Source organism: Bradyrhizobium sp. LA2.1, from assembly GCF_040547725.1.
GTDB classification, from domain to species: domain Bacteria; phylum Pseudomonadota; class Alphaproteobacteria; order Rhizobiales; family Xanthobacteraceae; genus Bradyrhizobium; species Bradyrhizobium barranii.
In genome coordinates this window covers 133,106-145,731 of record NZ_JBEPQI010000017.1, presented here as the reverse complement: position 1 = coordinate 145,731, position 12,626 = coordinate 133,106, and the positions used below count along the sequence as shown (strand labels likewise).

The following is a 12,626-nucleotide window of genomic DNA, read 5'->3' as shown; positions in this document are numbered from 1 at the left end:
ACATCAGCCCTGAGTGATCTTGTCGATCTCCGCCATCTCATCGGCGCTGAGCTTCCACGCGATCGCCTTGACGTTCTGCTCGATCTGCTCGACGCGGGTGGCGCCCGCGATGACGCTCGAGACCTGCGGGCGGCCGGCGAGCCAGGAGAAGGCGAGCTCGAGCATCGAGTGTCCGCGCGCTTGCGCAAAGGCCTGCAGCTTCTCGACGATCGCCTCGTTGCGCGGGGTGACGTAGCGGTCGCGCAGTCGCGGAGTTTGGCCAAAGCGGGTGTCGCCGGGTGCAGACTCACCCTTTTTGTATTTGCCGGTCAGAAGTCCGCTTGCGAGCGGGAAGAACGGCAACAGGCCGAGCTTGTATTCCGTTGCTGCCGGCAGCAGGTCCTTCTCGATGTCGCGCACGACCAGGGAATATTCGTCCTGGCAGGAGACGAAGCGGCTGACATTCATCGCGCGCGCGACATACTCCGCTTCCGCAATCCGCCACGCCGGAAAGTTGGAATTGCCGATGTAGCGGACCTTGCCCTGGCGGACGAGATCGTCGAGCGCGCGAAGACTCTCCTCGATCGGCGTCAGCGGGTCGTAATCGTGCTGCTGGTAGAGATCGATGTAATCGGTCTTCAGCCGCTTCAGGCTCGCGTCCACGGCCGCCATGATGTAGCGGCGCGAGGCGCCCTGCTTGGTTCCGTCCTCCGCCATCGGCTTGGAGTATTTCGTCGCCAGCACGATGTCCTTGCGGCGATCGCCCAGCACGGCGCCGAGCACATTTTCCGAGCCGCCCATGGCCGAATAGATGTCGGCAGTGTCGAACAGCGTGATGCCGAGATCGAGCGCGCGGTGGATCACCTTGCGCGAGGCCTCGAGGTCGATGCGCTGGCCGAAATTGTTGCAGCCGAGCCCGACCGCGGACACGCGGAGGCCGGAGGCGCCGAGATTACGAATTTCCATGGGAGGTCCTGTCAGGAGAAAGCGGGCCATTGTGGCCGCGCTGCCCGCTAGCGGCAAGGCGTCGCCTTGCGTTGCTGCCATGCTGCCGGGAACTGAAGCCAAAAAAATGCGGCCCCTGTCAGACGCGGCGACTGACGGGGACCGCTTTGGGGCGCTTGATCGGTGACGGGGGGCCTGATCAGACGCAGGTGCAACGTAGTCCCGCTATGTTACGCGCGGGTGACAGGCAGAGTTATCCACAGGGACTCCGCGGCTGCCGCGATCAGAAGATCTTGCGATAGACGATGAAGCCGGAGCGCTCGGCGACCTTGTCGTACAGGCTCTGCGCCGTGACGTTGGTCTCGTGCGTCTGCCAGTAGACCCGCGGGGACCCCGCGAGCTTTGCGCGCTCGTAGACGCCGTAGATCAGCGCTGAGGCGACGCCCTTGCCGCGCGAGGCCTCCAGCGTGAACAGGTCCTGCAGATAGCAGGACGGTTCGATCGCCGTGGTGCTGCGGTGAAACAGATAGTTCGTCATGCCGAGCAGCTTGCCGTCGCTCTCGGCGACCAGCCCATGCACCGGCTCATAGCCATCGAAGAAGCGCTGCCACGTCATGCGCGTGATTTCGGGCGCCAGCGCGGTCGGGCCGGAGCGGCCGTAGAAAGCGTTATAGCCATCCCACAACGGCAGCCATTGATCGTAGTCCTGCTTCGTGACGGAGCGAATGATGAGCGACATGTGAGTTTCCGCGATCTCGGAGGACGCAAGGCGATGAAGCGTCCTTCATACGTGATGATCGCACTGCCGATCAATCGCGCCGTCGCATCACTCCGCGACGCGCAAGTACCGCATCAGCCTGCGGCCCGCAGGGTCGCGCAGCGAGCGGTAGTACTCGGCGCGCGCGGGCGGGTCGGTGTGGCGTACGAGGTCGGTCACGGGCGTGTAGCCCAGCATGCGCCCGCCATCGGGCAGGACGGCGCAGACGAAGCGCAGCACCTCGCCATTGCGCAAGGCGATGTTGATCGGCGTGGCGTCGCCGATCCGCACCATTTGCATCCGCTGTGCGATGAAGGTGCCGAGCTCGTCCTCGGGCAGCTCGAACGCGCCGGTGTCGCGGCCGTGATACATCAGCGCAATGAAGGGCGGCTTGCCGTCGGCCACTTCGTCCGGCAGCGCAAAATAGTCGCGAAATGCGCGGTTGATGAATTCGGCACGCGTTTCGGCGTCGAGCAGCACGATGCCGATATCGACTTGGTCGAGCGCGGCCGACAGCCGCGCGGCGGTGGCGTGGCTCTGGCGCTCGGCGGCGAATGTGCCGAGCAGCCGCTCGCGCATCAGGCCGGTGATTGCGGCCGTGCCGGCAGTCGTCACGGCGAGGAGGCCGAGCCGGACCAGATCCGCCGCCGCATAGCCCGGCAGGGCCCGATGGGCCAGAAAGAACAACGCCGCGCCGATCACCGCGACGGCAGCGCTGGTCATGGCGGAAGCGAGACCCGACAGTGAGCCGGCGAGCGCCACGATGCAGACGAACAGGGGCGCGGGCGAGGGAACATGGATATAGCGATCGAGCAGGATCGCCAGCAGCGCAATTGCCGCTGTCAGCGCCGGACCGGAGATCGCACGCCATCCGAACCGCATGGGCCAGTCTCGCTCCTCCCGAACGAGGTAAGGCCGCAACACTGGCTGATCGTTGCGCCCATGCGATGCGATTTCATGCAGTGCGCTTAAGGAGCACTTGCCGGTAAGGGCAAGGCTTTCGGATGATTTTAAGCCAAATGCGCGTGCCTGAGGCGCTGCTGCTGCGCCGGCGCATTCAGCGTCGACGTCCCCGAGCTCTTGCGCACGCCGGTGAAAATCAACAGCGATGCCGCGACCAGGATGGCCGCAGTCAGGGTGATTGCAACGACTACCACAGGCGATTTCATCGGTGTCCTGTCGCGATGCCGGTCGGCGCGGGCCGCGCGGCACCTTGAAGGCGGGTCCGGGATGAAACGGGGATCAGACCGGCAGGCCCATCGCCATGGTCGCCTTGGTCGACAGCACAGTCAGGGTGACGATCAGGCACAGCGAGAGCGCGGCGACGGCGAGCGAGGCCACGACCGCGTTGGTCAGCCGGGAAGACGAAACGGTAACGGTTGGGCCCCGAAAGCCTGCCGTGCCGGACGCCCGAATCATGCTCTAAATCCTTCAACGTGCGAGCGAATCACCCGCGACTCGAACAATTTCCCTGTTTCAACCGGCAATATTGGGGCGGCCATAGCGTCGAAAATGGCGAGAATGCGGCACAGGCTGCCCTTATGCCCGCTATTCCCGGAGCCAGCGCGCCGTCAGGCGCCCGCCGCGATGCTGGCGGGGTCGTCGACGTCGGCCGGCCGCCAGTCCATCGCTACGAAGCCGGGTGCAGCTTCCACGCGCTTCAGCCAGTCCCGGATCGCCGGGAAGGTCGAGAGGTCGAAGTCGCAGCGCTCGGCGAGGTGGGTGTAGCCGTAGAGCGCGATGTCGGCGACCGTGAGCTGGCGGGCGGCGAAATAGGCGTTGGTCTTGAGGTGGTTTTCCATCACCTGGAGCGCGCCATAGCCGCGCTCCATCCAATCTTCCAGGGAGTGGGTCTGAAGATCGCGGCCGCCCTTGACCAGCGACAGCCAGAAATAGGCGGCGCCGATGTTCGGCTCGAGCGCGTGCTGCTCGAAGAACATCCATTGCAGCGCTTCGGCGCGGTCGATGCGGTTCTCGGGCGCGAGCGGCGTGCCGACCGCGACGTACCAGAGGATGGCGTTGGACTCGGCGAGATAGCGGTCGTCGCCGACCTCGAGCAGCGGCACTTGTCCCGACGGGTTCTTGGTCAGAAAGTCCGGCGTGCGACTCTCGCCGCGCAGAATGTCCACCTCGACCGCTTCGTAAGGCACGTTCAGCAGGGCTAGCGCAAGGCGGACCTTGTAGCTGTTGCCGGAGCGTTGCATCGAATAGAGCTTGTACATTCTGGAGTTCGTTCCGAGGACGGGAAGGCGCGGTGTTCGTTGCCCCGCACCGCGGCTAAACAATGATGCCGTTGCGAATCCGCCGCAAGACCCGCGCCATAGAAAAACTCGAAAACCCTACCGCACCGCAATGCCGCGAAAGATCATTTTCGTGCGACGCTGCAAATCAGATCACGCTTGCGTTAGCGCGCGGCCGCACGTTCGTGCGGGACGGTTGAACGATCGTGATCGCCTCGGCCGCTGACGGCCAAAGTCTTTCAAAGCAAGTCGCTCGAAGGTTGTCTCAAGCGTCCTCTCGAGCGTCAGACTGCCGTCAGCTTCATGGCGGCGCGCAACGCGCAAAATTGCTCCGAGGACAGGCCTTGCCGGATATGAGGGATTCCGGCGGCAAAGTTACGGAAAATTGCGGGAAATCGCGCCTTGAAACGCTCTAGATCCGTAAACTTTTTCGAGATCGGGCCGAAGTTTCTTGCAGCGCAGCGGCACACGTTTTAGGGTGGCTCATTCCCACAATCGGAGTCGTGAGGCCAAAGGGTTCACGACGCTTGTCAGGAGATGACGATGTCCTTCCTTGCCGCTGCGCTCGACCGTGTGAAGCCGTCCGCGACCATCGCGGTCACGGATAAAGCACGTGCGCTGAAAGCGGCGGGCCGCAACGTCATCGGCCTCGGTGCCGGCGAGCCCGACTTCGACACGCCCGCCAACATCAAGCTGGCTGCGATCCATGCCATCGAAGCCGGCAAGACCAAGTACACCGCCGTCGACGGCATTCCCGAGCTGAAGGAAGCCATCATCGGCAAGTTTCAGCGCGAGAACGGCGTGGCCTACAAGCCGAACCAGATCATCGTCGGCACCGGCGGCAAGCAGGTGCTCTACAACGCGCTGATGGCGACCATCAATCCGGGCGACGAGGTGATCATCCCCGCGCCGTACTGGGTCAGCTATCCCGAGATGGTGGCGCTCGCCGGCGGCGAGCCGGTGCCGGTGGTCTGCACCGCCGCGACCGGCTTCAAGCTCCAGGCCGAGGCGCTCGAGCGCGCGATCACGCCGAAGACCAAATGGGTGATCCTGTGCTCGCCGTCGAACCCGACCGGTGCGGCCTACACCAGGACCGAGTTGAAGGCGCTCACCGACGTGCTGGTCAGGCATCCGCATGTGTGGGTGATGACCGACGACATGTACGAGCACCTCGTCTATGACGACTTCCAGTTCACCACGGTCGCGCAGGTCGAGCCGAAACTCTACGACCGCACGCTCACCGTGAACGGCGTGTCGAAGGCCTATTGCATGACCGGCTGGCGCATCGGCTACGCCGGCGGTCCGGCGCAGCTCATCAAGGCGATGTCGACGATCCAGTCGCAGTCGACCTCGAACCCGTCGTCGATCGCACAATGGGCCGCGGTCGAAGCGCTGAACGGTCCGCAGGACTTCATCCCCGCCAACAACAAGGTGTTCAAGGAGCGCCGCGACCTCGTGGTCTCCATGCTCAACCAGGCCAAGGGCATCGAGTGCCCGCGTCCCGAAGGCGCGTTCTACGTCTATCCCTCCTGCGCCGGCACCATCGGCAAGACCGCGCCGTCGGGCAAGGTGATCGACAATGACGAGACCTTCGTGACCGAGTTGCTCGAGACCGAAGGCGTCGCCGTGGTGCAGGGTTCGGCCTTCGGCCTCGGCCCGGCGTTCCGCATCTCCTACGCGACCAAGACCTCGGACCTCGAAGACGCCTGCAAGCGCATCCAGCGCTTCTGCGGTAATCTCCGCTGAGCCTGTCGCGAATACCTTTCGAAAAGGCCCGCCTCCGGCGGGCCTTTTTATTGTTTGCACGCTTATCGTCACGCGTGATCTGGCACCAGTACGGCTGTTGTGGCATAGACCATCGCGCAACACGGGTGGGGCGCTCTCTCTGCTCGCATCACATTCATCGCCGGAGATATTCATGCGCCGTTCGTTCATCCTCGCCGGGCTCGCCGCGGCCAGCCTCGTTGCCTCCGTCGCAAACAGCGGCGCTCAGCAGCAGCGGATGGTCCGGGTCGGCGTGCTCGAATGCCGCGGCGGCGCCAGCGTCGGCTTCATCGTGGGCTCGGTGACCAATCTCGGTTGCGTCCTGCGTGCCGACGGTTTGCCGGAAGATCGCTACGTCGCGACCATTCGTAAAGTGGGCCTCGACATCGGCATCACCCAGGAGACCACGCTGGCCTGGGGCGTGTTCGCGCCGGTCGACCGGCTCGGCCCCGGCGATCTCTCGGGCAATTATGCCGGCGCGCAGGGCAGCGCCTCGGTCGGCGTCGGTATCGGTGGCAACGCGCTGATCGGCGGCTCCAACAATTCGATCGCGCTCCAGCCGCTCAGCGTGCAGGGCCAGGTCGGCCTCAACGTCGCCGCTGGCCTCGAGAGCCTGGAACTCCGTCCGGGTCGTTGACAATTTCGCGTGTGCAGATCGCGTCAGTCCGACGCGATCTCGGCAACGACGCACCGCAGCGATTTTTGATGCTTGCCAAATCTCGGGGACGGGCAGAGCATCGGCGTTTGCCGACCCAATCATGGGCCGAGCTCCACACCAAGGAGGCGGCGAATGGGACAAGACGTCAGAAGTCCCCGAGGTCCACGGTGCATCGCACTGGTGGGCCCATTCCAAAGCGGTAAAACCACACTTCTCGAAGCAATACTGGCGCGAACGGGCGCAATCCCCCGCGTCGGCAGCGTCGACGCCGGAACATCCGTCGGCGACGCCTCGCCTGAGGCCCGTCATCACAAGATGACCGTCGGCCTGACTGCCGCCACCACGAGTTTCATGGGCGACAGCTACACCTTCCTCGATTGTCCCGGTTCCGTTGAGTTCGCCCACGACATGCGTGCAGCGCTTCCCGCTGTCGACGCCGCGGTCGTGGTCTGCGAGGCCGACGAGAAGAAGCTGCCGCAGCTTCAGATCATCCTGCGCGAGCTGGAGGAGCTGAAGATCCCGCGTTTCCTGTTCCTCAACAAGATCGATCGCGCCAACAAGCGCATCCGCGAGACGCTGGCGACACTCCAGCCCGCCTCGCGCGTACCGCTGGTGCTGCGCCAGATCCCGATCTGGAAGGGCGAGCTGATCGAGGGCTTCGTCGATCTCGCGCTGGAACGTGCGTTCATCTACCGCGAGCACAAGGCCTCCGAGGTGGTCGCGCTCGAAGGCGGAGATCTCGATCGCGAGAAGGAGGCCCGCTTCTCGATGCTGGAGAAGCTCGCCGATCACGACGACGCGCTGATGGAGCAATTGCTCGAGGACATCCAGCCGCCGCGCGATGCGGTGTTCGACGATCTCGCCCGCGAATTGCGCGAGGGGCAGATCTGCCCCGTGCTGCTGGGTGCCGCCGCGCGCGAAAACGGCGTGCTGCGCCTGATGAAGGCCCTGCGCCACGAGGCGCCCGGCATCGAGGAAACTGCAAAGCGTCTCGGTGTGCCGGCCAGCAAGGAGGCGCTCGGCTACGTCTTCAAGACGCTGCATTCGCAGCACGGCGGAAAGCTGTCGCTGACGCGATTGCTCGCCGGCCATCTCGACGACGGAGCGACGCTGCAATCCGCCTCCGGCGGGAGCGGCCGCATCTCCGGCATCCTCGCCGTCAACGGCGCCTACGATACCAAGCGTGCCGCGGCCGAAGCCGGCGACACGGTTGCGCTCGCCAAGGTCGACCCGATCAAGACCGGCGACACGGTCTCGAGCGGCAAGTCCCCGCCGGCTGCGCTGTTCGCCCCGGAGCCGACGCCGCCGGTGCTCGCGATCTCGGTCGCCGCCACCGACCGCAAGGACGACGTCAAGCTCGGCCAGGCCCTTGCCCGGCTGCATGAGGAGGATCCCTCGCTCGGCGTCGTGATGAACGCCCAGACCCACGACACCGTGCTGTGGGGCCAGGGCGAGATGCATCTGCGCGTGGCGAGCGAACGGCTGCGCGACCGCTTCGGCGTCAAGATCACCTCGCATCCACCCGCCATCGGCTACCAGGAGACCATCCGCAAGCCGATCGTTCAGCGCGGCCGCCACAAGAAGCAATCCGGCGGTCACGGTCAGTTCGGCGATGTCGTGCTCGACATCAAGCCGCTGCCGCGCGGCGAGGGCTTCAAGTTCACCGAGAAGGTGGTCGGCGGCGCGGTGCCGCGCAATTATATCGGCGCGGTGGAAGAGGGTGTTGTCGACGGGCTGACGCGCGGCCCGCTCGGTTTCCCCGTCACCGATCTGCAGGTGACGCTGACCGACGGCTCCTATCACAGCGTCGACTCCTCCGACCTCGCCTTCCGCACGGCGGCGCGGGTCGGACTCAACGAAGGCCTGCCGCAATGCCAGTCGGTGCTGCTGGAGCCGATCCACGTGGTCGAGATCGTCTGCCCGACCGACGCCACCGCCAAGATCAACGCGATCCTGTCGGCGCGGCGCGGCCAGATCCTCGGCTTCGACACCCGTGACGGCTGGAGCGGATGGGACTGCGTCCGCGCCATGATGCCGGAAGCGGAGATCGGCGAGCTCATCGTCGAGCTGCGTTCGGCCACGGCTGGAGCCGGCAGCTTCACCCGTCAGTTCGACCACATGGCCGAGGTGACCGGCCGCGCCGCCGACCAGATCATCGCCGCGCATCAGCACGCGGCGTGATGTAAGGGAAGCACGGCTCTCTCACTCCCTCTCCCCGTTCTTTACGGGGAGAGGCTGAGGTGAGGGGCCGTTTCCGCGCCCACGGTGTTTCGTTTGGCCGAACCCGCGCCCAACCTCCGTCATTGCGAGCGCAGCGAAGCAATCCAGACTGGCTCTGCGGAGGCGGTCTGGATTGCTTCGTCGCAAGAGCTCCTCGCAATGACGGAGGAGGCAGACGGGGCAGCCCCTTGCGTTCCCCCTTACAATGATGTATTTTACATCATTGTACATGCTCCAGATATCACTTATAAACTCTGATACGTGAGGCCACGGTGATCACGTCGTTCCAGATGCGGGCAGCCCGCGCGCTGCTTGGCATTGACCAGAAAGCCTTGGCCGAGCTCGCCGGCGTTTCGCTGCCGACCATCCAGCGGATGGAGGCCAGCACCGGCAATGTGCGCGGCGTGGTCGAGACCTTGATCAAGGTGGTCGAGGCGTTCGACCGGGCCGGTGTCGAGCTGATCGGCGAGCAGGCCCGCAGCGACAGCGGCGGGCGGGGCGTTCGCCTGAAGGAGCCGGGGCCGCCGCGCCGCGTGGGAGCATGATCGCGTTGATCGTGCTCTGGATGAGCTAGCGCATCGTCGCACGCGCGCTGCACGATGCACCGGAGCATTGTGGGCAGCGGAGCACTCTTCGGACATGAGCATCACTGGCGAACACGCAGGCAAGCTGCATCAGCTGCGTCGACCGACCTTTGCCGAACTCTATCTCCCCAAGCTCGTCACCGTCTGGCGCGAAGGCTACGGCCTCGCGGATCTCCGCGCCGATGTGTTCGCGGGCCTCACGGTTGCAATCGTCGCGCTGCCGCTGTCGATGGCGATCGCAATCGCCTCGGGCGTGACGCCGGACCGCGGGCTCTACACCGCTGTCGTCGGTGGCTTCATCGTGTCGCTGCTCGGCGGCAGTCGCTTCCAGATCGGCGGGCCCGCCGGCGCCTTCATCGTGCTGGTCGCGGTAACCGCGGAGCGGCATGGCGTCGACGGAGTCATCCTCGCCACCCTAATGGCGGGCATGGTCCTGATCGCCGCGGGCCTGTTGCGGATCGGCACCTACATCAAGTTCATTCCCTACCCCGTCACGGTCGGCTTCACCGCGGGCATCGCCGTGATCATCTTCGCCAGCCAGCTCCGCGATCTCGGCGGGATCACGCTGGCTCGGAAAGAGCCCAGCGAATTCGTGCCGAAACTCGTTGCGCTCGCCGGAGGCCTGCACACGATCAATCCCTCCGCCGTCGCGGTCGCGATCGTCAGCATTGCCATCATCGCGGCCTTGCGGCGCTGGCGGCCATCCTGGCCCGGCATCCTGATCGCGGTCGTGCTCGCGGCGGTGGCGACTGCCGTGCTGTCGCTGCCGGTTGAGACGATTGGCAGCCGGTTCGGCGGCATTCCGCGCGAATTGCCGTCGCCGGCGCTGCCGGCGTTCTCGCTCGCGAAGGCGACGGCCGTGCTGCCCGATGCGATCTCGTTCGCGCTGCTGGCCGCGATCGAATCGCTGCTGTCGGCGGTGGTGGCCGACGGCATGACCGGACGCCGCCACCGCTCCAATTGCGAGCTGGTGGCGCAAGGTGCGGCCAACATCGGCTCGGCGTTGTTCGGCGGCATCTGCGTCACCGGCCTGATCGCGCGCACCGCCACCAACATCCGCGCCGGCGGACGCGGGCCGCTCGCGGGCATGCTGCATTCGGTCTTTCTGCTGCTGTTCATGCTGATCGCAGCGCCGCTCGCGAGCTACATCCCGCTGGCCGTGCTCGCCGCCGTGCTCGTCGTGGTCGCCTGGACCATGGCGGAGAAGCACGAATTCGCGACGCTGCTGCGCTCATCCTGGGGCGATGCCGTCGTGCTGCTCGCGACCTTCCTGCTCACCATCTTCCGCGACCTGACCGAAGGCATCCTGGTCGGGTTCGCGCTCGGCGCGGTGCTGTTCATCCACCGCATGGCGGAGATGACGGGCATCGAGGAGCGCTCCCCGCTGGTGGCCGCCGATCGTCCCGATGACGGCAATGGCGAGCGCGTGCCTTACGATCCCGCGCTCGCCATCGATCGCGACGTGCTGGTCTATCGCATCACCGGTGCGTTCTTCTTCGGTGCCGCCTCGGCAATCGGAAACGTGCTCGACAGCATCGCCGAGCAGCGCAAGGGTCTTGTGGTCGATTTCGCCGCTGTGCCGTTCCTGGATTCGACGGCCGCCAACGTGCTCGGCCGCGTCGCCGCCAAGGCGCACCGCCAGGGCATCCGGCTGTTCATCACGGGGGCGTCGCCCCCGGTTCGTCGCGCGCTGCTCACCCATGGCGTGACGCCGCCGCGTGCGCGCTATCGCGAGACGATCGCGCGTGCCGTTGCCGACATCAAGGGCGGCGCGGCGCGGCCCGTGGCCGATGACGCGGCCGCGACCTGACGGCAGCGCACTTCTCAAGCCGGCCGATTTGATCGACACTGCCGCGTCACGGCGGTGGTGCAGGGAATGCTGGATTCGCGTCGCAATATCGCGCTGGCCTGCGCGCTCAGCATGCTGGCGGGCTATGTCGACGGCATCGGCTTCCTGCATCTCGGCGGCCTGTTCGTCTCGTTCATGAGCGGCAACTCCACGCGTCTCGGCGTCAGCCTTGCGGAAGCGCAGTGGTGGCAGGCCGCCAGCGCCCTCGGCCTGATCGCGCTGTTCGTGGCCGGTGCTGCGGCCGGCAGCCTCGTCGTGCTCGGCGGCGGGGCCGAGCGGCAGCCCTGGCTGCTTCTCATTGAAACCGGGCTGCTTGCGGGTGCCGGACTTTGCCATGCTTACGGCCTGTCGAACCTCGCGATCGCGGCCATCGTACTCGCGATGGGCCTGGAGAACGCCGTGTTCCAGATCGATGGTGGCGCGGGCCTCGGCCTCACCTATGTCACGGGCGCGCTGGTCAAGGTCGGCCAGTTCCTCGCGGTGAGCCTCACCGGCGGGCCGCGCTGGAATTGGGCGCCGAACCTGCTGTTGTGGGCGGCGCTCGTTGCGGGGGCGGCGGGCGGCGCGCTTGGCTATGCCCGGATCAACCTCGCCGCGATCTGGTTCGCCGCTGCCGCGGCGCTGGCTTTGGCCGCGATCGTGGCAGTGGCGATGCGGCGGCCGCGCGCTTGACAGAGCCGGCGGGACGCGAAATGGATCGCCTCGAACACGACCCGAGGGACAGATGACCGCGCTCAGGACTCCCGCAGCCTGTTTGATCGGATGGCCGGCCGCGCATTCGCGCTCGCCGCTGATCCATCGTTTTTGGCTGCGCACGCTCGGAATCGAGGGAGGTTACGTCATCGAGGCGGTCCCGCCCGAGGATCTGCGCGACTTCGTGCTGCGGCTGTCGCTGCGCGGCTTCGTTGGCGCCAACGTCACGATCCCGCACAAGGAAGATGTGCTGGCGCTGTCCACGCCCGATGCGCGTGCCAGGGCCGTCGGCGCTGCGAACACGCTGTGGTTTGCCGACGGCGAGCTGCGCTCGACCAATACCGATGTCGAAGGCTTCATCGGCAATCTCGATGCCGGAGCGGCCGGTTGGGACAGCGCGGAAGAGGCATTGGTGCTCGGGGCCGGCGGTTCCTCGCGCGCGGTCGTGTTCGGCCTGCTCGAACGCGGCATCAAGCGCATCCACCTCGCCAACCGCACCATCGCGCGCGCCGAGACGCTGGCAAGACAGTTCGGGCCGAACGTGCATCCGATCCCCTGGGACGGCATCAACGACGTGCTGCCGCGCGCAAGACTTCTCCTCAACACGACCTCGCTCGGCATGCACGGCCAGCCTTCACTCGATGTCGACGTGGCGCGCCTGCCGGACGGGGCGGTCGTCGCCGACCTCGTCTACGTTCCCCTGGTGACGCCGCTGCTGGCGGCTGCGAAGGCGCGCGGCCTGAACACCGCCGACGGCCTCGGCATGCTCCTGCATCAGGCGGTGCGCGGCTTCGAGCTGTGGTTCGGCCAAAGGCCTGCTGTCACGGCCGAGCTGCGCGCGCTGGTCGAGGCCGATCTCACAAAGACTTGAAAGGATAACGGCGAATAGCACCCCACCTCCGGAGTTCTATCCCCGTGGGGACAATCCGGAGACCGT

13 protein-coding genes are annotated in these 12,626 nt (G+C 66.0%); 7 read left to right on the top strand and 6 right to left on the bottom strand.

What is annotated here, in order from left to right:
- Positions 1–3: 3 nt before the first annotated feature.
- From ABIB95_RS29515 to ABIB95_RS29490, 6 genes are all read right to left on the bottom strand, one after another.
- A complete protein-coding gene (locus ABIB95_RS29515; protein WP_028151823.1) occupies positions 4–945 on the bottom strand; it encodes an aldo/keto reductase in 942 nt (313 codons plus the stop codon).
- Positions 946–1,207: 262 nt separating this feature from the next.
- On the bottom strand, positions 1,208–1,663 hold the full coding sequence (locus ABIB95_RS29510; RefSeq protein ID WP_354244500.1) for a GNAT family N-acetyltransferase: 456 nt from the start codon (positions 1,661–1,663) through the stop codon (positions 1,208–1,210).
- An 87-nt stretch (positions 1,664–1,750) separates the two neighbouring features.
- The gene (locus ABIB95_RS29505) at positions 1,751–2,563 is read right to left on the bottom strand and encodes a PAS-domain containing protein (RefSeq protein WP_085399305.1); all 813 of its coding nucleotides are present in this window, start codon (positions 2,561–2,563) and stop codon (positions 1,751–1,753) included.
- A gap of 128 nt (positions 2,564–2,691) precedes the next feature.
- Complete coding sequence (locus tag ABIB95_RS29500) at positions 2,692–2,850, bottom strand: hypothetical protein (RefSeq protein WP_085965621.1); 159 nt, start codon at positions 2,848–2,850, stop codon at positions 2,692–2,694.
- Positions 2,851–2,923: 73 nt separating this feature from the next.
- Positions 2,924–3,100 carry a hypothetical protein gene (locus ABIB95_RS29495; RefSeq protein ID WP_014492039.1) on the bottom strand — a complete coding sequence of 59 codons (177 nt, stop codon included), beginning with the start codon at positions 3,098–3,100 and terminating at the stop codon, positions 2,924–2,926.
- 152 nt (positions 3,101–3,252) lie between these two features.
- Entirely contained in the window at positions 3,253–3,903 is a 651-nt protein-coding gene (locus tag ABIB95_RS29490) for a glutathione S-transferase family protein (RefSeq protein WP_063985535.1), read from the bottom strand.
- Positions 3,904–4,464: 561 nt separating this feature from the next.
- On the opposite strand from ABIB95_RS29490, the gene ABIB95_RS29485 reads away from it, so the two are divergent.
- The 7 genes from ABIB95_RS29485 (at position 4,465) to ABIB95_RS29455 (ending at position 12,560) form a co-directional block, all read left to right on the top strand.
- Positions 4,465–5,667 carry a pyridoxal phosphate-dependent aminotransferase gene (locus tag ABIB95_RS29485; RefSeq protein ID WP_039157959.1) on the top strand — a complete coding sequence of 401 codons (1,203 nt, stop codon included), beginning with the start codon at positions 4,465–4,467 and terminating at the stop codon, positions 5,665–5,667.
- 172 nt (positions 5,668–5,839) lie between these two features.
- A complete protein-coding gene (locus tag ABIB95_RS29480; protein ID WP_063985534.1) occupies positions 5,840–6,322 on the top strand; it encodes a DUF992 domain-containing protein in 483 nt (160 codons plus the stop codon).
- 153 nt (positions 6,323–6,475) lie between these two features.
- Positions 6,476–8,524, top strand: coding sequence for an elongation factor G (locus tag ABIB95_RS29475; protein ID WP_063985533.1), 2,049 nt, complete (start codon positions 6,476–6,478; stop codon positions 8,522–8,524).
- Between the two features lie 311 nt (positions 8,525–8,835).
- Positions 8,836–9,108 (top strand): helix-turn-helix domain-containing protein, encoded by a 273-nt coding sequence (locus ABIB95_RS29470; RefSeq protein WP_014492044.1) that lies wholly within the window; start codon positions 8,836–8,838, stop codon positions 9,106–9,108.
- A gap of 94 nt (positions 9,109–9,202) precedes the next feature.
- On the top strand, positions 9,203–10,957 hold the full coding sequence (locus ABIB95_RS29465; protein ID WP_354244497.1) for a SulP family inorganic anion transporter: 1,755 nt from the start codon (positions 9,203–9,205) through the stop codon (positions 10,955–10,957).
- Between the two features lie 66 nt (positions 10,958–11,023).
- Positions 11,024–11,668 carry a YoaK family protein gene (locus tag ABIB95_RS29460; RefSeq protein WP_354244496.1) on the top strand — a complete coding sequence of 215 codons (645 nt, stop codon included), beginning with the start codon at positions 11,024–11,026 and terminating at the stop codon, positions 11,666–11,668.
- 52 nt (positions 11,669–11,720) lie between these two features.
- Positions 11,721–12,560, top strand: coding sequence for a shikimate dehydrogenase (locus tag ABIB95_RS29455; RefSeq protein ID WP_354244493.1), 840 nt, complete (start codon positions 11,721–11,723; stop codon positions 12,558–12,560).
- The last annotated feature ends 66 nt before the right edge of the window (positions 12,561–12,626 follow it).